The organism is Bradyrhizobium sp. A11, from assembly GCF_042077125.1.
GTDB classification, from domain to species: Bacteria; Pseudomonadota; Alphaproteobacteria; order Rhizobiales; family Xanthobacteraceae; genus Bradyrhizobium; species Bradyrhizobium japonicum_B.
Genome location: NZ_CP149509.1, coordinates 1,257,548 through 1,280,157 on the forward strand (window position 1 = coordinate 1,257,548; position 22,610 = coordinate 1,280,157).

Here is a 22,610-nt window from a genome sequence, read left to right on the forward strand (position 1 = left end):
GTGGGCAAAAGCGCAAAGCGCCGTGCCCACCATCTTTCGATTTCGACAAAGGTGGTGGGCACGCTTCGCTTTGCCCACCCTACGATATCGAGCCCTGGGCGAGCGGTCTCCTCAGCCCGCCTTCCTGTGCCGCGCCGTCGACCGGTGCGTCTTTCTCGCCGCGCGTTGCCGTCCGGTCGCGCGGCGCGCATGAGGTTTCGCTGCCGTCTTCTTCCCGCCGCGTCCCTTCAGGCTCTGCTTCAGCGCATCCATCAGGCTGACGACGTTGCTCGGCCGCTCCTCGGGCTCGGGCAATTCAATCTTCTTGCCGCTGGCCTTTCGCTTCACCAGCGCCTTCAACGCGGTCTCGTAGTCGTCCTTGAACTTGCCGGGATCGAAATGCGCGGCCTTGGTGTGCAGGATGTGGCCGGCGAGCTCGACCATGTCCTTGGTGATCTTCGGGCTCTTGATGTCGTCGAAGAACTGGTCCTCGTCGCGCAGCTCGTAGGGAAAGCGCAGCGTGGTGCCGAGCAGGCCCTTGCCGAGCGGCTCGATCGCGATGATGTGCTCGCGGTTGGTGAGCACGATCTTGGCGAGCGCCACGCGGTCCTGGTCCTTCATGGCGTCGCGGATCACCGCGAAGGCGTCGACCGCGGCCTTGCCGTCGGGCGCGATGTAGTAGGGATGGTTGAGGTAGCGCTGGTCGATCTCCTCGCTCGGCACGAAGCTCTCGATGTCGATGGTGTGGTTGCTCTCGATCCGGACCGCGTCGAGCTCCTCCGGCTCGATCTCGACATACTTGCCCTTGCGCAGCTCGTAGCCTCGCCCCTTCTGGTCGCTCTCGACGACGTCGCCGGTCTCGGAATCGATCATCTGCTGCTTGAGCCGGTTGCCGGTCTCGCGGTTGATCAGGTGAAACCGCGTCTTCTCCGCCGCCGTGGTCGCGGGATAGAGCACGACCGGGCAGCTGACCAGCGACAGCTTCAACGTTCCCTTCCAATAGGCGCGCGGGGCCATTCCATTCTCCAGCGTTTTCAAGGCGTTTTGGAACCCCAACCCTCCCACAGGGTTTTGGTTCCGGGCGGGACTTTGGCCGTGATAGGCTCAAGGCCGAAAGAGAAGCGGGACTGGTCGTGCTGCAAAAACTCTCCACTTACCGACAGAAGCGTGACTTCGAGAAGACGCCCGAGCCGTCGGGCAAGGCCGCGGTCGCGCCATCGAAGCAGCGGCGCTTCGTGATCCAGAAGCACGATGCGAGCCGGCTGCACTACGACCTCCGGCTCGAATTCGACGGCGTGTTCAAGTCCTGGGCGGTGACCAAGGGCCCCTCGCTCGATCCGCATGACAAGCGGCTGGCGGTGGAGGTGGAGGATCATCCGCTCGACTACGGCGATTTCGAAGGCACGATTCCGGAAGGCCAGTATGGCGGCGGCACGGTGATGCTGTGGGATCGCGGCACTTGGGAGGCCGAGGATCCGGACGCCGGATTCAAGAAGGGCGATCTGAAGTTCACCCTGCATGGCGACAAGCTGCACGGCAGCTGGGTGCTGGTGCGCATGCGCAACCGCGGTGGCGAAAAGCGCACCAACTGGCTTCTGATCAAGCATCGCGACGAATATGTTCGCGAGGGCAAGGACAACGACATTCTCGACGAGGACAGGTCGGTCGCCTCCGGCCGCGCGATGGAGCAGATCGCCGCGGGCAAGGGGCGCGCGCCAAAGCCGTTCATGCTTGCGAAGGGCGCCAAGGGTAAGGCCGACGCCGTCTGGCAGTCCAACCGTGCCGAGGATACGAAGGGGCGCACCGTCAAGCCGGCGCCGCGCGCGGCGTTGAAGGCCGGCAAGACCCCCAAGACCAGGACGGCGAAGAAGAAAGCCACCACGGCGAGCAGCGCGAAGAAGGTCGCCGAGATGCCGGACTTCGTGGCGCCGCAACTCTGCACGCTGGTCGAGCGGCCGCCGGCCGGAGACGGCTGGTGCCACGAGATCAAGTTCGATGGCTATCGCGTGCAGCTCCGGGTCGAGGACGGCGAGGCGACGCTGAAGACGCGCAAGGGCCTCGACTGGACCGGCAAGTTCGGCGCCATCGCCAAGGAGGCGGCCGCGCTGCCGGACGTGATGATCGACGGCGAGATCGTCGCGCTCGACCACAACGGCGCACCGAATTTCTCCTCGCTCCAGGCTGCGCTGTCGGATGGCAAGACCGAAGAGCTGATCTTCTTTGCCTTCGACCTGCTGTTCGCCGAGGGGCAGGATTACCGGCGGCTGCCGCTCGGCGAGCGCAAGGCGCGGCTGAAGCAGCTGCTGGAAGCCCGCAAGCGGAAGTCGAACCAGATCCGCTATGTCGAGCATTTCGAGAGCGGCGGCGATGCGGTGCTGCAATCGGCCTGCAAGCTCGAGCTCGAAGGCGTGGTGTCGAAGAAGCTGGATGCGCCGTATCGTTCGGGGCGCACCGAGAGCTGGGTCAAGTCGAAATGTCGCGCCGGCCACGAAGTGGTGATCGGCGGCTACAAGACCACGAACGGCAAATTCCGCTCGCTGATGGCAGGCGTGCAGCGCGGCGATCATCTCGCCTTCGTCGGCATGGTCGGCACCGGCTTCGGCGCCGACAAGGTCAAGCGCATCATGCCGTCGTTGAAGGCGATGGCGGCCAAGGAGAGCCCCTTCGGCGGCAAGAATGCCCCGAAGAAGACGCGCGAGGTGCACTGGCTGAAGCCGGAGCTCGTCGCCGAGATCGAGTTCGCAGGCTTCACCGCCGACGGCAATATCCGCCAGGCCGCGTTCAAGGGCCTGCGGCAAGACAAGCCGGCCGAGGAGGTGGAGGCCGAGACGCCCGTCGACACGAAGCTTGCCGAACCTGCACCCGGCAAGCGAGCCGCAAAGACGGCCAAGCGCTCCAAGGATGCCGGCACAGCGGAGGTGATGGGCGTCATCATCTCCAAGCCGGACAAGGAGCTCTGGCCTGACGACGGCGAGGGTGCTCCCGTCACCAAGCTCGATCTCGCGCGCTATCTCGAAGCGGTCGGCGCGTGGATGATCGTGCACCTGAAGGGCCGGCCATGCTCGCTGATCCGCGCCCCCGACGGCATCAAGGGCGAATGCTTCTTCCAGCGCCACGCCATGCAGGGCACGTCCAACCTTCTGGAGCTCGCGCGCGTCTCCGGCGACCGCAAGCCTTATCTGCAGATCGACCGCATCGAGGGACTCGCGGCCGTTGCGCAGATCGGCGGCGTCGAGCTGCATCCCTGGAATTGCGCGCCCTATGCCTATGACACGCCGGGCCGGCTTGTGTTCGATCTCGATCCGGCATCGGACGTCGAATTCGCCGCCGTGGTCGAGGCGGCCAAGGAGATGCGGCAGCGCCTTTCCGACATCGGCATGGAGAGCTTCTGCAAGACCACCGGCGGCAAGGGCCTGCACGTGGTGGTGCCGCTGCTTCACGGCGCACGCGACAAGGTGAGCTGGAAGGAAGCGAAGGCCTTTGCGCAGGGCGTCTGCCAGTGGATGGCCGACGACAACCCCGAGCGCTATCTGCTCAACATGTCGAAGAAGCTGCGCGAGGGAAAGATCTTCCTCGACTATCTCCGCAACGACCGCATGTCGACGGCGGTGGCCCCGCTGTCGCCGCGGGCGCGCGCTGGTGCCACGGTCTCGATGCCGCTGACCTGGGCGCAGGTGAAGAGCGATCTCGATCCGAAGCGCTATACGCTGCGCACCGTGCCGGGCCTGCTGTCGCGGTCGAAGGCGTGGGAGGGCTACGAGGATGCGGCCGTGTCGATCAAGGCCGCGATGAAGAAGTTGGCGGGGAAGAAGTAGGGTGGGCAAAGCGAAGCGTGCCCACGATCTTTCTCGTTACGACGAAGAGGTGGGCATGGCGCAACGGCGCCTTTGCCCACCCAACGAGATCCTCGCTGTGCCGCTAGATCCGGCCCATCAACAGCAGGATCAGCAAGATGACGATGACGAGCCCGAGGCCGCCGCCGCCGTAATAGCCGGTGCCGTAGAACGGGCCGCCGCCGATGCCGCTGAAGCCGCCGAGCAGGGCGATGATTAGAATGATCAGAATGATCGTGCCGATAGACATGCCAATTTCCTCCAGCCCTTCCTTGAAGGGTCCTTTGCAACCTGTCCCGTTGTGCGAAGGCAACTTGCCGCAGGTTGTAAAGTTCCCGCATTGAAACACGGCGGGCGGATCAACTTACATGGAACCTTTGTGCAGGCCGTCGGCATAACTATGTGAGTTCAGTCAATTCGGGGGAGGGCCATGTCAGCACCGCTTGTCGTTTCAATTCCGCACCGTCTCGGCCGCGAGGAGGCGGTGCGCCGGCTCAAGACCGGGCTCGGCCGCGCCGCAGCCAGCATTCCCGTGATGCAGGTCGAGGAGGAGCGCTGGACCGGCGACAGCATGGCGTTCCGCATTCGCGCGCTCGGCCAGATTGCGACGGGACAGGTCGACGTCGGCGACGATCAAGTCCGGGTCGAGGTGGTGCTGCCCTGGCTGTTGCAGCGCTTTACCGAGATGGCGCAGGCCACGATCAAGAAGCGTGGTCAGTTGCTGCTGACCAAGGATGGGGGAAAGTAATTTCAGGCGCGTCCGCGCGGTCGCGCCGGCCTGACGGCGCTTGCCGTGCGGGCTTCGACGACGAACGCGGGGAAGTCCCGGAAGGCCTGCGCCAGCGGCAATCCACCACCGGCGAGGCCGGGCGCGATGTAGCCGGTCAGGTCGATGGTGGCGTCAAAGCTCTCCGGCGCAGGCCATTCCCGGCCCGCTTGCGTGAGCGGCGCGAAGTGACGCCCGACCACGACGATCGCCGCGCTGCGGCCGTGACGACGGGCGAAGGCGACGACGTGGTTCGCATGCGTGCCGTGCACCGCCAGCGGCTGGTAATCGCCTTGAGCAAAGACGTCGGCGAGCGCATTGCGCAGCTTGAGAAGACGCCGTGTCCAGGCCAGCTTGATCAGGCCGTCCGGCCAGCGCGCCATGAGGGCGTTCCAATCCGGCTCGTCCAGCGCGTTCAGCGCCGCGTGCCGGGCGCCAAAGTCGACCGGGCGGCGGTTGTCGGGGTCGACCAGTGACAGGTCCCAGAACTCGGTGCCTTGATAGAAGTCGGGCACGCCGGGCAGCGTCGCCTTGAGGGTGAGCTGGCTCAGCGAATTCAACATGCCGAGCAGTGCGACGCGGCGGGCCAGCGCTTGCAGCGCCTCCAGGAATTCGCCTGACAATGCGGGGTCGAGGATCTTGTCGATGAAGCTCTTGATGCCGCTCTCATAGGCTTCATGCGGGTTGAGCCAGCTGGTCTCTTCCTTGCCCTCGCGCGCGGCCTTCAGCGCGTAGGCCTGGATGCGCTCGACGAAGCCGGCGTCTATCGTCTCTTCGAGCGGACAGGCACCGAGCAGTGTCTGGTAGAGCATGTATTCGAATGTCGCCGAAGGCGCGCGGAAGTTGCCCTGGAGCGTGAGGTGCGGCGCGTTCAACACCTTCCAGCGCGAAACCGCGCCGGTCCAGTCGCCCGGAATTTCGCTGAGCGCCGCGATCCGCGTGCGGGCATCCTCGCCCCGCTTGGTGTCGTGCGTGGCGGTGGCCGTCATTCCCAGCGGCCATTCCCTGGCGCGGGCCTGCATGGTCTGGTGGAAGGCGGAAATCGCAAGACCGTTGCTGGCGGGATCGCCACCGACCTCGTTGAGCGCGAGCAGCCGGTGGAATTGATAGAACGCGGTGTCCTCCAGCGATTTCGCCATCATCGGCCCGGTGAATTGCTGCACCTTCAGCGCGAAGCGGCGCACGCGCGGGGCACTGTGCGGAGGGCGCCCGGGCTTGAGCAGGTCCATGGTCAGGGCGTCGCGCAGGAAATCGAAGATGCCTTCGTCCGCGGCGAACCATTCCGCGCGGGCGCGGGCGATGGTGTCGTCGATCAGCTTGCGGTCGGGCGCGGTCGGGCCGCTGTTGGTCAGATAGGTGCGGTACACCGGGAAATGCAGCACATAGAGCTCCAGCGCCTGCCGCAGGCTGTCGGCGGAGAAATCGCGGGTGGAGTAATGCCCGTTGGCGATACGTGCAAGCAGGCGCGTCAGCACGGTGAATTCACTGGTGAGCAGCGTCTCCAGCACGCGCCGCTTGGCGTCCTTCACATATGGCGCAAGCCGTGGTGAACGGTTGCTGATCTGCCGCCAGGTCTCATCAAGCGCCGCCATGCCCTTGGTGTCGACCAGGACCTGGGAAATTACGTTCATCCATTCATAGCCGGTGGTGCCCTGAACGCCGGCGAAGTGCGGCAGGCGTTCGTGCTCGCACAGGATTTTTTCGATCACCGTGTAGAACGGCTTGGTGTTGCCCTGCGCGTCGCGCACCAGGCGGCGCAGCCGCTGGCAATATTGCGCGGGGTCGCGCAGGCCGTCGATGTGGTCGAGCCGGATGCCCTGCAGCTTGCCCTCGGCGATCAGCTGCTTCACCAGCCGGTGCGTGGCGGCAAATGTGCTCGCGTCCTCGACGCGCAGACCGGCGAGCCCGTTGACGTCGAAGAAGCGGCGATAATTGATGTCGCTGGAGGCGAGCCGCCAGTGCCCGAGCTTGTAGTGCTGGCGCTCGAGCAGGTGATGCAACGCCAGCGTCTGCGCGGGACGATCCTTGGCGGCACGATAAGCGGCAAGACCGCGCGCAATGATCTCGGCGGCGCCCACAATCTCCTTGAGCTCGGCCTTGAACGCGGGGGCTTCCTTGCGGTTGGGGCGGCGCAGCCCGGTGTAGCGCGCCGCGAGCGAGAGCAGGCGCTTGCCGGCCTCCGTCTCTGCGGCATCCGCGTCCTTCACGATCATGCGGAGCATCTCGCCATAGCGCTCGGGCGCGATCGGCAAGCGATGCTCGAAATACCAGGCGGAGAAGCCGCCCTGATCCGGATCGTAGCGCAGCTCGATCTCGCCGCTCTCCAGCGCTTCGCCGTAGGACTTGCCGAGGATCGGCAGCAGCACGCCGCCGCGGGCGCGGTAGGGTAGCAGGTCCCAGTCGATGTCGAAGGACACCGCGTGGGGCGAGGCTTGGCCCCATTCCAGCACGTCGAGCCACCACGGATTATCGGCGAAATGCACGCCGACATGGTTGGGCACGAAGTCGATGATGAGTCCGAGGTCGTGCGCCCTGAGTGCCTCGCTCAGTCGCACGAATCCGGCCTCACCGCCGAGCTCCGGATTGAACTGGCCGTGATCGACAGTGTCGTAGCCGTGGGTCGAGCCCTTGCGCGCCTTCATCACCGGCGAGGCGTAGAGATGCGTGATCCCCAGTGCCTTGAGGTAAGGTACGATGGCGGCGGCCTTGTCGAAGCCGAAATCCGCGGTGAGCTGGAGCCGGTAGGTCGCAAGGGGGATGGCAGGAGGCATGCTAACCTCCGAGATGCCAGGTCACCGACCAGGGCGGCAGCTGGTCGCCACTTGCCTCTCCCCAGATCGGCGTGCCCGTGGCAGCTTCGGGACGCGCGATATCCTTGTCCGAGAGATTGGCGAGGAGCCGCAACGTCGTGCCGTCGCCCATGCGCCAATGCGCGGTGAGCAGGCCGTTGTCGGCCGCCTCCGCATTCCCGAAGCTGGCCCCCTTCAGCCGCGGCATGATCTGCTTGCGGCGCAGGGCGAGCAGCTCGCGGACCAGCGCCAGCCGCGCGTCTTGCTGCGGCGTGCGGCCGCTCCAGTCGAGCACAGCCGATTGCAGCGTCGCCGGATCGAGCGGGTCGGGCACTTCGTCGCCGAACGTTTCGTAGGCCCACGCATATTCCCGTTTGCGCCCCTGGCGGACGGCGTCGGCAAGCCCGCCCTGGAAATCGCAGAAGAACGGGAAGGGCACCGTCGAGCCCCATTCCTCGCCCTGAAACAGCATCGGCACCATCGGCGCCAGCAGGGTCACCGCGAGCGCGGCTTCGATCTGCTGCGGCGATGCCAGGCTTTCGAGCCGGTCGCCGAGCGGGCGGTTGCCGATCTGGTCGTGGTTTTGCAGAAAGTTGACGAACGTCGCCGGCGTCAGCTCACCGCTCGGCTCGCCGCGCGGCTTCTTGCCCCAGAACTCGGAGACCTCGCCCTGGTAGACGAAGCCGGACGCCAGCGCGCGCGCCAGATCGAGGCGTGGCGTTTGATAATCCGCGTAATAGCCGGCGAGCTCGCCGGTCAGCATCACGTGCCAGACGTGGTGGTAATCGTCGTTCCACTGCGCGCGATATTTGCCGTTCGGCGGCTCCTGTGCGGCGTCGACCAGGCCGGCGCGATTATCGCCGTTCTCCAGCACCAGATGGATGTGGCGTCCCGTCGCCTTGGCGAGCTCGCCGGCGGCGACGCTGAGATCCTGCAGCATCGACTGCTCGCCGGGCATCGCCATGATGTGATTGGCGGCATCCAGCCTCAGCCCGTCGAAACGGTAGTCGCTGAGCCAGCACAGCGCATTCTCGACCGCGAAGGCGCGCACCTGCGGCACGCGATAATCGATCGCGCTGCCCCACGGCGTGTGCGCATCGGTGAAGAAGGCCGGCGCATAGCGGCCAAGGTAATTCCCCTCGGGACCGAAATGATTGTAGACGACGTCGAGGAACACCATCAGGCCGCGCAAATGCGCCTCGTCGATCAGCGTTTTCAGGTCTTCGGGGCGACCATAGGCGCTGTCGGGCGCATACCACAGCACGCCGTCATAGCCCCAGCCGCGACGTCCGGCGAAATCCGCCAGCGGCATCAATTCCAGCGCGGTGATGCCGGTTGCGGCGAGATGGTCGAGCTTGTCGATCATGGCGCGGTAGGTGCCTTCGGAGGTGAAGGTGCCGACATGGGTTTCGATCAGCACCGTCTCTTCCCAGGGACGGCCGCGCCAATCGCGCGCACGCCAGGAAAAGGCGTCGTGGTCGATCACCTCGCTCGGGCCGAACACGTCTTCGGGCTGGAAAGCCGACGCAGGATCGGGCACGTCGATCGCGTCGTCGATCCTGAACTTGTAGGGGGCGCCGGCGGTGAGGCCGGCAATGTCGGCCACGTACCAGCCCTCCTGGCGGCGCTGCATCGCGTGTCGTCGATCGAGCAGGAGGTCGACGCGTCGCGCGGCAGGCGCCCAGAGGCGGAACGACACGCCGTCCTTGGTCGGCTTCGCCCCGAAGGATGGCCTCATAGCGCCCCCGCGAAGGCGAGCACGGAGCGCGGCGGCGCCTTGCTGTCGCTTCCGGGCGGGAAGTCGATCGTATTCAGCTTGGCATCGGTCGTGTTCAGGATCTGCTGCCAGCTCTTGTATTCGGTCATTTTTGGCAATTTGAATGCGATCTCTTCGGGGGCAGCGTTCAGTACGATAAAGATCGCGGCTCCGCCCGGTTCCATCGGGCCCATGACGTAGGAAAGGAATCTTCCCTCCGGGAATTTCCAGTCGCTCTCCGTCATCTCGTCGCCGGCAGGCGTCAACCACAACGCGCCGTAGGATACGCCGTCCGCGGGGCGGCCGTCGAGCCAGCGGTGGCTGCGAAGCTGCGAGAACCGGCGGCGGATCTCGGCGAGATGGGCGACGAAATCGACCATGTCGTCATCCTCCTTGCCGAGATTGTCCCATCCGACCCAGCCGATCTCGTTGTCCTGGCAATAGGCGTTGTTGTTGCCCGATTGCGAGTTGCCGACCTCGTCGCCGGCGAGGATCAGCGGAACGCCCTGCGCCAGCATCAGGCAGGCCAGCACGTTCTTGCGAAGCTGGCGGCGCAGGCCGAGGATCTGAGGATCGTCGGTCGGCCCCTCGACGCCGCAATTGTTGCTGTGGTTGTCGTTGGAGCCGTCGCGGTTGTCCTCGCCATTGGCCTCGTTGTGCTTCTCGTTGTAGCTGAAGAGGTCGGCGAGGGTGAAGCCGTCGTGCACGGTGATGTGGTTGATGCTGGCGCGCGGCCGCCGTCCGTCGTGGTTGAACAGGTCGGACGATGCCGTCATCCGGCTCGAGATGTCGCCGATCAGGCTGCCTTCACCGCTCCAGTAGCGGCGCATGGCGCTGCGATAGCGATCATTCCATTCCGACCATTGCGAGGGGAATGCGCCGACCTGGTAGCCGCCGAGGCCGAGGTCCCAGGGCTCGGCGACGAGCTTGACGGTCGCCAGCACCGGATCCTGGCGAATTGCAGTCAAAAACGAAATGCCGCGATCGAAGCCGTTGGGCCCGCGCGCCAGCGTGGTGGCGAGGTCGAAGCGGAAGCCGTCGACATGGCAGACCTCGACCCAGTAGCGAAGTGAATCCATCACCATCTGCAGCACGCGCGGGTGGGTCAGGTTCACCGACGAGCCGCAGCCGGTGAAGTCGTCGTAATAGCGCGGGTTCTCGCGGTTCAGCCAGTAATAGGAGGCGTTGTCGATGCCGCGATAGCACAGCGTCGGGCCGAGGTGATTGCCCTCGGCGGTGTGATTGTAGACCACGTCGAGCATCACCTCGATGCCGGCATCGTGCAGGCGCGCCACGGTGGTGCGGAAGGAATCGAGTGCATTGTCCTGGGCGTAGCGCGGCTCGGGCGCGAAGAAGGACAGCGTGTTGTAGCCCCAGTAATTGGCGAGCTTCTTCTCCACGAGGATGCGGTCGTCGACGAAGCTGTGCACCGGCAGCAGCTCGACCGTGGTGACGCCGAGCTTCTTCAGATGCTCGATCATCGCCGGCGAGGACAGGCCGCCATAGGTGCCGCGCAAATTTGGCGGCACGTCGTCGCGCTTCTGCGTCAGCCCCTTGACGTGGGCCTCGTAGATGATCGTGTCTTCCCAGGGGATGTGGGGACGGATCTCGCGGCGGCCCCAGTTGAAGGTCTCGTCGACCACTACGGCCTTGGGCATGCCGCGCGCGTTGTCGCGCCGATCGAAGGAGAGGTCCTCGCGCGGGCTTCCGGTGCGGTAGGCAAAATGCGCATCGCTCCAGACCAGGCGTCCGGCGAGCCGCTTGGCATAGGGATCGAGCAGCAGCTTGTTGGCATTGAAGCGATGGCCGTGCTCGGGCTCGTAGGGGCCGTGCACGCGATAGCCGTAGAGCTGGCCGGGCGAGACGTCGTTGAGATAGCCGTGCCAGACGTCCTCGGTCTTCTCGGGCAGCTCGATGCGCTCTAGCTCGCGGCGGCCTTGCGTGTCGAACAGGCAGAGCTCGACCTTCTGCGCGTTGGCGGAGAACAGCGCGAAATTGGTGCCGCGTCCGTCCCAGCTTGCGCCGAGGCGTGCGGGCGATCCGGCAGTCAGGCGCATGTGTCAGCTTTCCGGAACAAGGAAGATCGCGGCGAGCGGCGGAATGGTGAGGCGGAGCTCGCCGCCCTCGGCATGGACTTCACCGATATTGCCGACATTGCTGCCGCCATAATGGGCGGAATCCGAGTTGAGCACTTCCTTCCACTTTCCGGCAAAGGGCACGCGAACGCGATAATTCTGATAGACGTTCGGCGAGAAGTTGACGATCACGAGACAGCGCGCGTGCTCGTCAAATCCCTTGCGCAGCCAGGCGAACACGTTGCGGTTGGCGTCATCCGTGATCAGCCATTCGAAGCCGGCCTGGTCGCAGTCCATCTGGTGCAGCGCCGGCACCGCACGGTAGAGACGGTTGAGGTCGCGGATCAGCGCCTGGGTGCCGGAATGGTACTTGTACTCGAGCAGGTGCCAGTCGAGCGACTGATCGTGATTCCATTCGCGGCTCTGCGCGATCTCCGCGCCCATGAACAGCAGCTTCTTGCCGGGATGGCCGAACATGAAGCTGTAATAGGCGCGCAGATTTGCAAAGCGCTGCCACTCGTCGCCGGGCATGCGGCCGAGGATGGATCGCTTGCCGTGCACGACCTCGTCATGCGAGAGCGGCAGGATGAAGTTCTCCGAGAACGCGTAGTGCAGGCCGAACAGGATCTCGTCGTGATGGTATTTCCGGTGGATCGGATCCTTGCTGATGTAGTTCAGCGTGTCGTGCATCCAGCCCATGTTCCACTTGTAGCCGAAGCCGAGCCCACCGAATTCGACCGGGCGCGAGACCTGCGGCCAGGCGGTAGATTCCTCCGCAGCCGTGGTCGCCTGCGGGAAGCGGGCGAAGACCTCGGTGTTGAAGCGCCGCAGGAAGTTGATCGCCTCGATGTTCTCGCGGCCGCCATACTGGTTCGGGATCCAAGCGCCGGGCGGGCGACTGTAGTCGAGATAGAGCATGGACGCGACGGCATCGACACGCAGCCCGTCGATGGCATAGCGCTCCATCCAGAACAGCGCGTTCGACACCAGGAAGTTGGTCACTTCGGTGCGTCCGTAATTGTAGATCAGCGTGCCCCAGTCGAGGTGGCGGCCCTGGAGCGGGTTGGCGTGCTCGTACAGCGCGGTGCCGTCGAAACTGCCGAGCCCGTGCGGATCGTCGGGGAAGTGACCCGGCACCCAGTCGAGCAGCACGCCGACGCCCTCGCGGTGGCAGGCATCGACCAGGGCGGCGAAATCCTCGGGCGTCCCGAAGCGGCTGGTCGGGGCATAGAGGCCGGTCGGCTGATAACCCCACGAGCCGTCGAACGGATGCTCGCTCACGGGCAGGAATTCGAGATGAGTGAAGCCCATGTCGCGGGCGTAGGCCGGCAGCTGCTCGGCCAGTTCGCGATAGGTCAGCCATTCATCGCCGTTCTTGCGCCGCCACGAGCCGAGATGGACCTCGTAGATCGACATCGGCGCCGACAGTGCGTTGATGCCGTCCGGCGCCGGACGCGGCCGCGGCAGATGGGCTTCGTCGAACACGATGGAGGCCGTCTTCGGACGGACTTCGCTCGCAAACGCCATCGGATCGGATTTCAGCGGCAGCAGGTGGCCATGCGGCCCGATGATCTCGAACTTGTAGTGATCGCCGGCCTTGGCGTGCGGGATGAACAATTCCCAATAGCCGGCGCCGCGCACCCGCATCGGATGGCGCCGCCCGTCCCAGAAATTGAAATCGCCGACCACGGAAACGCGTCGTGCATTCGGCGCCAGCACCACGAAGCCGATGCCGTCGATGCCCTCGAGCCGCATCGGATGGGCGCCGAGCTTGTCATAGAGGCGCTGGTGGGTGCCCTCGCCGAGCAGATAGAGGTCGAAATCGGTCAGGATCGGCGGAAAGCGGTAGGCATCCTCGAATTCGACGACGCTGTTGCCGAATTTCGCGCGCAACTGGTAGTGCTTCGAGCCGTTGGGCAGGGCGCCGATGAACAGACCGGCATCGTGCACGCGGTCGAGCGGCGCGACCTCGCCATGGTCGCCGACCGCCTCGACATTGGAGGCCTCGGGCAGAAACGCGCGCACCACGCTTTTGCCGCCCTCGGGATGCAGCCCGAGATAGTGGAAGGGGTCGGAGTGGCGGCCCTCGATGATCGCATAGGCCTCGGCAGGAAGTTTAGGCATGGGCTTCGCTCTCGGTCTTGGACAGAATGCGAAGCAGTCCGGTCAGCGGCGCATGCAGCCCCTCAGGCCGGTGGGACAGCTCGTACTCTACGTCATTGAAGGCTTGATCAAGCAGGAAGAACCGCAGCAGTCCCTCGCTGGATTGCGCATCTGCCGGCCACAGCCGCTGATCGGTCATGGCTTCGCGGTAGGCGGACAGGAAGGTTGCGGTGGCACGCCCGCGCCATTCGTCGAGCGCGGCCGCGAGCCGGTCGTGCTCCTCGGAGGCGCCGGTCGGTGCGTGACTGAGGGCGGCATCGACCGAAACATGAATCGAATGGATCAGGCCAGCGACATCGCGGGCAGCAGGCGCCTTGCGCCGCTTGGCAGCCAGGGGCACGCGCGGATCGCCGTCGAAGTCGATGATGAAGATATCGTCCTTCACGATCAGAGTTTGCCCGAGCCGGAAGTCGCCATGATGACGGATGTTCAACCCGCCGATCTCGGATGGCAAGAGCCCGCTCAGATGGTTGGAAAGGAGCGTACGCGCCTCCGTGAGCCGATCGACCAGCGGCCGGTCCGCCTCCCGGAGGCCCTCGCGGCTTTCGGCCAGCCTGTCGAAAACCCGCTCGGCGCGCGCCTTGAGGTCGGATACGAGTCGCTTGACGTAAGCGGAGTCGATCGGCTCCGGAGCGAGATCGACCGGCTCTGCCGCGGCCAGAGCGACATGCAGTTCGCCGAGCCGCCGGCCGATCTGCGCGACGAAGTGCAGATAGAGCGCCTGCTCCTGGGTCTCGCGCAGCGCCTCGCCTATCGGGACGACGCGTTGGTCGTCGATATAGCGATCGAGATAGCCCGTGGTCACGGTCCAGCCGTCGCCCTGGTTCTCGACATAGGCATGCAGCACGCCGAGCGCGCTGCGCTGGTCACCCTCGACCAGCTCGACGCTGCCGAGCAGCGCCGGCGTGTTGGCGAAGCGCGCGACCTCGGTGAGATAATGGCCGATCTCGATCTCGGGGCTGACGCCGCCCTCGAGCCGGCGGTAGATCTTGGCGACATACTGGTTGTCGACCAGAGCGGTGCTGTTCGACTGCTCGATCGCGCGGATGCGCTCGGGCTCCTTGATGGTGTAATCGGCAAACCGGCTGGTCGCCTTGAACTCGAGCCGCAGATTGTTCTCCTCCACGACCAGATTCTGCGACAGATTGCGCAGGAACAGGCCGATGAAGATCTGGTCGGTCGCGACGTCCAGCAGCGTGCCTTCGCGCGCGCCCTGGCGCACGGCGGCCAGCGCCTTCGGGTTGAAGCGCTCGCGGTCGAAGCGCACCCATTCGATCTGCATCGGCAGCACGTAGCGCGAGCCGGCGTCCTGGTCCGTCCTCTCGAAGAACGCGATCCAGGGCCTGTTGTCGCCGATATCGCAGAACGGCACGGCTGAGGTCAGCGTGGTCTTGATCTTCTTGGGATTGTGCTCGGGATACCACCTTGTGCGCGACAGGAATCCGGGCAGCACGTCGCGCTCGAACACCCCGCGCTCGCGGGCCAGCGACACCCAGTTCGAATTCACCGGCACCACCAGCGTCTCGAATTCCGGCACCGCGCGCGGCGTCACCGGCTCGGACTTGTCGCGCTCCTGAAGCTGGAACCAGTAGAAGCCGTAGGGTCCCAGCGTGATCATGTAGGGGAGCTCGCCGATCGCCGGGAAGCGGGTGCGGCCGAGCATCTCCTGCGGGATGCGGTCCTTCCACGGCGACAGGTCGAGCTCGGTGGCTTGCGCCGCGCGCGACAAATTGGCGACGCAGAGGATCACCTCGTCGCGATATTGCCGGACATAGGCCAGCACGGCGCGGTTGGCCGGGCGGATGAAGGTCATGGTGCCGCGGCCGAAGGCGAGCGTCGACTTGCGGACCGAGATCAGCCGCTTGGTGGCGCTGAGCAGCGACGACAGGCTGCGCGACTGCGCCTCCACGTTCACGGACTCGTAGCCGTAGACGGGATCCATGATCAGCGGCGCGTAGAGGCGCGCCGGGTCGCAGCGCGAGAAGCCGCCGTTGCGGTCCGGGCTCCACTGCATCGGCGTGCGCACGCCGTTGCGGTCGCCGAGATAGATGTTGTCGCCCATCCCGATCTCGTCGCCGTAATAGATGATCGGCGTGCCGGGAAAGGACAGCAGCAGCGAGTTCATCAGTTCGATCTTGCGGCGGTCGTTGTCCATCAGCGGCGCGAGGCGCCGGCGGATGCCGACATTGATGCGGGCGCGGGGATCGTTGGCGTAGGTGGTCCAGAGATAGTCGCGCTCGACGTCGGTGACCATCTCCAGCGTCAGCTCGTCATGATTGCGCAGGAACAGCGCCCATTGGCAGCTCGCCGGAATGTCCGGCGTCTGACGCAGGATATCGGTGATCGGGAAACGGTCCTCCTGCGCGATCGCCATGTAGATGCGCGGCATCAAGGGGAAGTGATAGGCCATGTGGCACTCGTCGCCGCGGCCGAAATATTCCTGCACGTCCTCCGGCCATTGATTGGCCTCGGCGAGCAGCAGCTTGCCCTTGGAGTAGGAATCGAGCTCCTGGCGCAGGCGCTTGATGATGGCATGCGTCTCGGGAAGGTTCTCGTTGTTGGTGCCGTCGCGCTCGCACAGATAGGGAATGGCATCCAACCGGAAGCCGTCGACGCCGGCGTCCAGCCAGCGCTTCATCACCTGGATGAGCGCGCTGACCACGCGCGGATTGTCGAAATTGAGGTCGGGCTGGTGCGAGAAGAAGCGGTGCCAGTAGAACGCGCCGGCCTCGTGGTCCCAGGTCCAGTTCGACTTCTCGGTGTCGGTGAAGATGATGCGCGTGCCCTGGTACTTCTGGTCGGTATCGCTCCAGACGTACCAGTTGCGGGCGCTCGAGCCGGGATGGCTGCGTCGCGCGCGCTTGAACCATTTGTGCTGGTCCGAGGTGTGGTTGACGACGAGCTCGGTGATGACGCGCAAGCCGCGCTTCTGCGCCTCCTGGATGAAGCGCTTGAAGTCCTTCATGGTCCCGAAATCGGGATTGACCGAGCCGTAATCGGCGATGTCGTAGCCGTCGTCGCGGCCGGGCGAGGGATAGAACGGCAACAGCCACAGCGCGGTGACGCCGAGTTCCTGCAGATAGGGCAACTTCTCGGTCAGTCCGGCGAAGTCGCCGATGCCGTCATTGTTGCTGTCGGCGAAGGCCTTGACGTGCAGCTGATAGATGATGGCGTCCTTGTACCACAGCTCGTCCACGATCTCGGCAGCCTCGGCTTTCTTGGTGTCGACGGAAGACAGAACATTCATGGCGTGCCCCTTACGCCAGGCAGCGGAACAAGAGCGCCGGATCGCGGTCAGGATCGATACGCAACCTGATCCCGCCCCATTCGATGCGGGACTGTTCGCCGCTGAGGAGGTTTTCGAGTGTCGTCACATGGTGACGCTGCCCGCCGGCGTCAACCGTGACGTCGCCGAGCGGCAGCCAGCATTCGCGCGATCGGCCGGAGAGTGCGATCACGATCACGACGGTGTTGGCGGGCTCGGCCGCCTCCTTGACGAAGGCGATGGTCTCGCCGTCGTCGACGCCAAGAAAACGCAGATTCGCCGTTTGCTGGAGCGCGGCATTGTCGTTGCGGACGCGGTTGAGGTCGGCAATGTAGGACTTGATGTTGCCGGGCTGGTCCCAGTCGCGCTGCTTGATCTGGTACTTCTCGGAATCGAGATATTCCTCGCGGCCGGGAATCGCTTCGTGCTCGAGCAGCTCGAACCCGCTGTAAACGCCGTAGCTGCCCGACAACGTGGCCGCCAGCGCAACGCGCGACTTGAACGCCCAGGCTTCTCCGCTCTGGAGATGATAGGGCAGCAGGTCGGGCGTGTTGACGAACAGGTTCGGACGATAGAAGTCGCGCGTGGGATAGCGCGTCAGCTCGCCGAGATATTGCTCCAGCTCCCACCGCGACGTGCGCCAGGGGAAATAGGTGAAGGATTGCGCAAAGCCGAGCTTGGCGAGTCCCTTCATCAGCTTGGGCCGCGCAAACGTCTTGGAGAACAGGATGACCTCGGGATGCCGGCGGCGGATGTCGCCGATCAGCCAGTCCCAGAACGCAAGCGGCGCGGTGTCGTGATTGTCGATGGCGAAGATGGTGACGCCATGGTCGATCCAGAACAGCATGGCGTCGCGAAAGGCGTTCCACAGGCCGACGCGGTCGACTGAGGCGAAATCGGGAATCACGATGTCCGAATAGGGGCCCTCCGCCGTCCGCACCGAGCGGTCCGGCCGCCATTTGAACCATTCCGGATGCTGCGTCAGCCAGGGGTGGTCCGGCGAGCATTGCACGGCGAAGTCGAGCGCCAGCTCGAGGCCGTATTCGAGACAGGTCGCGACCAGCGCGCGGAAGTCCTCGATGGTGCCGAGCTCGGGATGCAGCGCGTCGTGGCCGCCCTCGGCGGCGCCGATCGCATAGGGCGAGCCGGGTTCGCCTTCGCGCGCCACCGGCGCATTGTTGCGGCCTTTGCGGCGGCTGCGGCCGATCGGGTGGATCGGCGTGAAATAGAGCACGTCGAATCCCATCGCCGCGATATCGGGCACGCGGGCGATGCAGTCGCGGAGCGTGCCGTGCCGGCCGGGAATCCGGCTCTGGCTGCGCGGCATCATCTGATACCAGGCGCCGAACCGCGCTCTGTCGCGGTCGACGACAAGCGGGAAGGATTGTGAGCGGGTCAGGTCGGGCCGGGACTGGCTCTCGGCCATGGCATCGCCGAGCTCGCTCGCCAGCAGCGAGGTGACATCGCCGGTCTGAAGATAATCCTCGCATTGTCGGACGATGATTGCCGCCGCGGCCTGCGGCGCGCCGTGGGCCTTGGTCAGCAGGCTGGCACCCTCGAGCGCGTCGAGGTTGACATCGGCGCCCGTTCGCTGCTTGCGCGCGATCCCGTGGGACCAGGTGGCGAACTCGTCGGTCCAGGCCTCGATCAAATAGAAATATCGGCCGGGCTCCACCGGTGTGAAAGCGCCGGACCAGCGGTCATTGCCGTGCTGGATCATCGGCTCGCGCCGCCAATCCCGGTCCTGCTCGGGGCGCCAGAGCAGTGCGGCTCCGATCACGGCGTCGCCGTCGCGGTAGACATCGGCCCACACCTCGACGCGATCGCCCGCGATCCTCTTCACGGCGAAGCGGCCGCCATCGATCGCGGGATAGACGTCTTCGATGAGGAAAGCGCTGCCGGCTGCGGCACTTTCGACAGTTTGAATTGTCTTGTTCACGGTGATGCCATTGACAAGAAAGCAGGTGACAAGAGAGCAGGGGCCCGTTTCCCTTGTCGGGAACCTACGCTTGATACCCTATATAGAAAGCCGCTTGTGTGTCATTAGTTCCCCCTGGGAACGGCAGGCATGGTTTGTGAGTTGACCCAGACTAACGTCTTCCGCTGCCTCGTTAAAATCGATGCCCCCGGCCGAAGAATGGCCTGCAAGCTGCGTGCCGTATGGATCTTTTAGCTCAAGCCCGGATCAAGGGCGTTCAATCCGAATTTATTGATGCGCTTGGGAAGCTGCGGGTCACCGACCCCGTGGCCCTGAAGTCCATCCTCGACGCCCTGCCGGAAAAGCGGGTTTACCGCTTCGTCAACGGGCCGGTCGTGGTCCGCGCGCTCGGACATCCGCGCACGGAATTGGCCGCCATCGGCGCGCCGCCGCTGCAATGGAAATTGACCGCCAACGGCAAATCGACGGCCCAGGGCGAGACACGCGAGCCCGTGATCGCCTGGCCCGCCGGCCTGCCGCTGGGTTATCACCGGTTGACGCTGACCGATGCCGAAGGCGTGACCGAAGAGGTGCCGATGATCGTGGCGCCCGAGCGGGCCTTCGGCGGCGATTTCGACCGCGGCTGGCTGCTCGCCGTGCAGCTCTACAGCGTCCGTTCGGACCGCAACTGGGGCATCGGCGACTTCACCGACCTCGCCGATCTCGTCCGGCTCGCCAAGCAGCTCGGGGCCGACGGCGTCGGGCTCAATCCGCTGCACGTTCTGTTCGACGACCACCCGTCCGACTGCAGTCCGTATTCGCCGAACAGCCGGCTGTTCCTCAATCCGCTCTATATCGACGTCGAGGCCATCCCCGAATTCTCGGCGGACCTCGTGCCCGACGCGGCGGCGACCGCTGCACGCCTGCGCCAGGGCGATCGCGTGCCTTACGCCGACATGGCGGCGTTGAAATGGCTGGCCTTGCGCGCGGCGTTCAACAGTTTCGTGGCGAGCGCGAGCCAAGCGCGCCGCAAGGCGTTCGACGCCTTCCGCGCCGCCCGCGCGCCGTTGTTGTCCCGGTTCGCCTGCTTCGAGGTACTACGCCATCGCTTCGCCGCGCCGTGGTGGGAATGGCCGGCGGAATGGCAGCAACCGGACGAGGCCAAGTGCGCCGAACTGCGCAATGGACCCGACAAGCGCGAGGTCGAATTCGTCGAATTCGTGCAATGGACCGCGGACAGCCAGCTGCATGACGCCAAGGAGCTCGCCAGCCAGCTCGGCATGCGCGTCGGGCTCTATCTCGACGTCGCGGTCGGCGTGCAGTCCAACGGCTTCGATGCCTGGAACGAGCAGATGGCGATCTCCCGCCATCTCGCCGTCGGCGCCCCGCCCGACGTGCTCAACACCATCGGTCAGGACTGGGGCCTTGCGGGCTTCAACGCCGGCGGCCTGGAGGCGCAATCCTTCGTGCCGTTCGCCGACATGCTGGCGGCCTCGATGCGCCATGCCGGCGCGATCAGGCTCGATCACGTGCTCGGCCTGAAGCGCCTCTATCTCGTGCCGCGCGGCTTCAAGCCGGACAACGGCGCCTATGTGCAGATGCCGTTTGAGGCGCTGCTCGGCGTCGTGGCGCGCGAGAGCGCGGCCCACAAATGCATCGTGATCGGCGAGGATCTCGGCACCGTGCCGGAAGGTTTCCGCGAGATGATGCAGGATTTCGGCATCTGGTCCTACCTCGTCATGATGTTCGAGCGCGACGAGACCGGCCGCTTCCGCAACGTCGAGCATTACCGGCCCAATGCGCTCGTCACGCTGAATACGCATGACCTGTCGACCTATGCCGGCTGGCGCTCCTTCGGCGACCTCAAGATGAAGCGCTCTCTCGGGCTCGATCCCGGCGAGAACGACCAGGCGCGCTGGGATGCGCTCGGCAGGCTCGACGAGATCCTGCGCCAGAACGGCATCAAGGCCAACGACCTCTATTCGGTGCTCGCCTTCCTGTCGCGCACGCCGTCGCGGCTGCTCGCGGTGTCGATGGAGGATCTGCTCGGCGTGATCGACCAGCCCAACATTCCCGGCACGATCGATGAGCACCCGAACTGGCGCCAGCGCCTTCCCGTCGCACTCGACAAGATCGCCGCGAAGGTCGACCTCACGGCCTTGCGAGCTGCAACGCGGGAACGTTCGTTGAACGGCGGGAGTTGATCGGCCGGGGCGTCTCAGGCTCGCACGACATTGTCTCAGAGGATCGAGGACTACGCGCTGATCGGCGATTGCGAGACCGCGGCGCTGGTCGGGCGCAACGGCTCGATCGACTGGCTATGCTGGCCGGCCTTCGATTCCGACGCCTGCTTCGCCGCCATCCTCGGCACCCACAAGAACGGCCGCTGGCTGATCGCACCGAGCGGCGACGTCACCAGGATATCGCGACGTTACCTCGGCGACACCCTCATCCTCGAAACCCGCTTCGAGACGAAGAGCGGCACCGTTGCGCTGATCGACTTCATGCCGCCGCGCGGCAAGGCGTCCGACGTCGTGCGGCTGGTGCGCGGCATCAAGGGGACGGTGAAGATGCGGATGGAGCTCGTCATCCGTTTCGGCTTCGGTGTCGATATTCCCTGGGTGCGGCGGATCGACCATTCCCTGATGGCCATCGCCGGCCAGGACATGACGGTGCTGCGCACGCCGGTCGAGACCCGCGGCGAGGATCTGACCACGGTCTCCGACTTCGAGGTGAGCGCGGGCGAGACCGTACCCTTCGTGCTGACCTATGGCCCCTCGCATCTGCCGCCGCCCGCGCCGATCGATCCGGAAATTGCGCTCCAGGAGACCGAGACGTTCTGGCGGGATTGGTGCAGCCATTGCACCCGCGACGGCGAGTATCGCGATCTCATCATGCGCTCGCTGATCACGCTGAAGGCGCTGACCTTCGCCCCGACCGGCGGCATCGTCGCGGCGCCGACCACGTCGTTGCCGGAGAAGCTCGGCGGCACCAGGAACTGGGATTACCGCTTCTGCTGGCTGCGCGATGCCACCTTCACCCTGCTGGCGCTGATGAACTCGGGCTACACCGAGGAAGCCCTGGCCTGGCATAACTGGCTGCTGCGCGCCGCCGCCGGCTCGCCGGCGAACATGCAGATCATGTACGGCATCTGGGGCCAGCGTCGGCTCCTGGAATGGGAGGCCGGCTGGCTCGACGGCTACGAGGGCGCAAAGCCGGTGCGCGTCGGCAACGCCGCGCATGCGCAGCTCCAGCTCGACGTCTACGGCGAGTTGATCGACGCCTTCCACCAGTCCCGCATGGCCAAGCTCAAGCTCGACGATGAAGCGACATGGGCGCTGGAATGCGCCGTGCTCAACCATCTCGCCAAGGTCTGGGACCGGCCGGATCACGGCATCTGGGAGCGTCGCGGCGAGCCCAAGCATTATGTCTTCTCCAAGGTGATGACCTGGGTCGCCTTCGATCGCGGCATCAAGAGCGCCGAGACCTTCGGTTTCAAGGCGCCGCTGCTGCACTGGCGCACCTTGCGCGAGGCGATCCATCGCGACGTCTGCAGCAGGGGATTTGACGCGGAGGAAAACGCCTTCGTCGAATCCTATGGCTCGAAGCTGCTCGATGCCAGCGTGCTGCTGCTGCCGGCGGTCGGTTTTCTGCCGGCGGATGATCCGCGTATTCGCGGCACCGTCGCGGCGGTCGAGAAATGCCTGATGCGTGATGGCTTCGTGCTGCGGCACGATCCGCGCGAACTGCCCGCAGGGCAGCCGCCGCTCGAAGGCGCGTTCCTGGCCTGCACATTGTGGCTGGCTGATGCCCATGTGCTGGCGGGCGATCTCGACAAGGCGCAAGCCCTCCTCGACCGCGTGGCGGGCATCGCCAACGACGTCGGTCTGCTCGCCGAGGAATACGATTCAGTCGCCCGGCGCCAGACCGGAAATTTCCCGCAGGCGCTGACCCACATCGCGCTGGTCAACACTGCACATAATCTGTCGGCGGCAAGGCAGAAGAGCGAGAAGCCGGCGATGCAGCGGTCGAAGTGAATCGGCGCGGCAGAGGTTTCTTCACCTCT

General features: G+C 65.2%; 12 protein-coding genes. 4 read left to right on the forward strand and 8 right to left on the reverse strand.

Features of this window, described 5'->3' with window-relative positions; translation table 11 throughout:
- Positions 1-111: 111 nt before the first annotated feature.
- Complete coding sequence (locus WI560_RS05855; RefSeq protein ID WP_375307236.1) at positions 112-996, reverse strand: Ku protein; 885 nt, start codon at positions 994-996, stop codon at positions 112-114.
- A gap of 116 nt (positions 997-1,112) precedes the next feature.
- On the opposite strand from WI560_RS05855, the gene ligD reads away from it, so the two are divergent.
- The gene (gene ligD / locus WI560_RS05860; RefSeq protein ID WP_375307237.1) at positions 1,113-3,794 is read left to right on the forward strand and encodes a DNA ligase D; all 2,682 of its coding nucleotides are present in this window, start codon (positions 1,113-1,115) and stop codon (positions 3,792-3,794) included.
- A gap of 103 nt (positions 3,795-3,897) precedes the next feature.
- Here ligD and WI560_RS05865 read toward each other — a convergent pair whose 3' ends face one another.
- A complete protein-coding gene (locus WI560_RS05865; protein ID WP_008560028.1) occupies positions 3,898-4,062 on the reverse strand; it encodes a DUF3309 family protein in 165 nt (54 codons plus the stop codon).
- Positions 4,063-4,242: 180 nt separating this feature from the next.
- Between WI560_RS05865 and WI560_RS05870 the strand changes: the two genes are divergently transcribed.
- On the forward strand, positions 4,243-4,560 hold the full coding sequence (locus WI560_RS05870) for a polyhydroxyalkanoic acid system family protein (protein WP_375307238.1): 318 nt from the start codon (positions 4,243-4,245) through the stop codon (positions 4,558-4,560).
- A 2-nt stretch (positions 4,561-4,562) separates the two neighbouring features.
- Here WI560_RS05870 and treY read toward each other — a convergent pair whose 3' ends face one another.
- From treY to WI560_RS05900, 6 genes are read right to left on the reverse strand one after another with little or no spacing between them, the layout of a single operon-like run.
- The gene (gene treY / locus WI560_RS05875; RefSeq protein ID WP_375307239.1) at positions 4,563-7,349 is read right to left on the reverse strand and encodes a malto-oligosyltrehalose synthase; all 2,787 of its coding nucleotides are present in this window, start codon (positions 7,347-7,349) and stop codon (positions 4,563-4,565) included.
- 1 nt (position 7,350) lies between these two features.
- Positions 7,351-9,105 (reverse strand): malto-oligosyltrehalose trehalohydrolase, encoded by a 1,755-nt coding sequence (gene treZ, locus WI560_RS05880; protein ID WP_375307240.1) that lies wholly within the window; start codon positions 9,103-9,105, stop codon positions 7,351-7,353.
- Complete coding sequence (glgX, locus tag WI560_RS05885) at positions 9,102-11,180, reverse strand: glycogen debranching protein GlgX (RefSeq protein WP_375307241.1); 2,079 nt, start codon at positions 11,178-11,180, stop codon at positions 9,102-9,104. Before glgX ends, treZ begins: the two co-directional genes overlap by 4 nt.
- A gap of 3 nt (positions 11,181-11,183) precedes the next feature.
- Complete coding sequence (glgB, locus tag WI560_RS05890) at positions 11,184-13,322, reverse strand: 1,4-alpha-glucan branching protein GlgB (RefSeq protein ID WP_375307242.1); 2,139 nt, start codon at positions 13,320-13,322, stop codon at positions 11,184-11,186.
- A complete protein-coding gene (gene treS, locus WI560_RS05895) occupies positions 13,315-16,608 on the reverse strand; it encodes a maltose alpha-D-glucosyltransferase (RefSeq protein ID WP_375307243.1) in 3,294 nt (1,097 codons plus the stop codon). The genes glgB and treS overlap by 8 nt, the downstream gene beginning before the upstream one ends.
- A gap of 10 nt (positions 16,609-16,618) precedes the next feature.
- The gene (locus WI560_RS05900; protein WP_375307244.1) at positions 16,619-18,565 is read right to left on the reverse strand and encodes a maltotransferase domain-containing protein; all 1,947 of its coding nucleotides are present in this window, start codon (positions 18,563-18,565) and stop codon (positions 16,619-16,621) included.
- Positions 18,566-18,786: 221 nt separating this feature from the next.
- Here WI560_RS05900 and malQ point away from each other — a divergent pair, with 221 nt between their 5' ends.
- Both malQ and WI560_RS05910 read left to right on the forward strand, forming a co-directional pair.
- On the forward strand, positions 18,787-20,748 hold the full coding sequence (gene malQ / locus WI560_RS05905) for a 4-alpha-glucanotransferase (RefSeq protein WP_375307245.1): 1,962 nt from the start codon (positions 18,787-18,789) through the stop codon (positions 20,746-20,748).
- Positions 20,749-20,778: 30 nt separating this feature from the next.
- Positions 20,779-22,581, forward strand: coding sequence for a glycoside hydrolase family 15 protein (locus tag WI560_RS05910; RefSeq protein ID WP_375307246.1), 1,803 nt, complete (start codon positions 20,779-20,781; stop codon positions 22,579-22,581).
- The last annotated feature ends 29 nt before the right edge of the window (positions 22,582-22,610 follow it).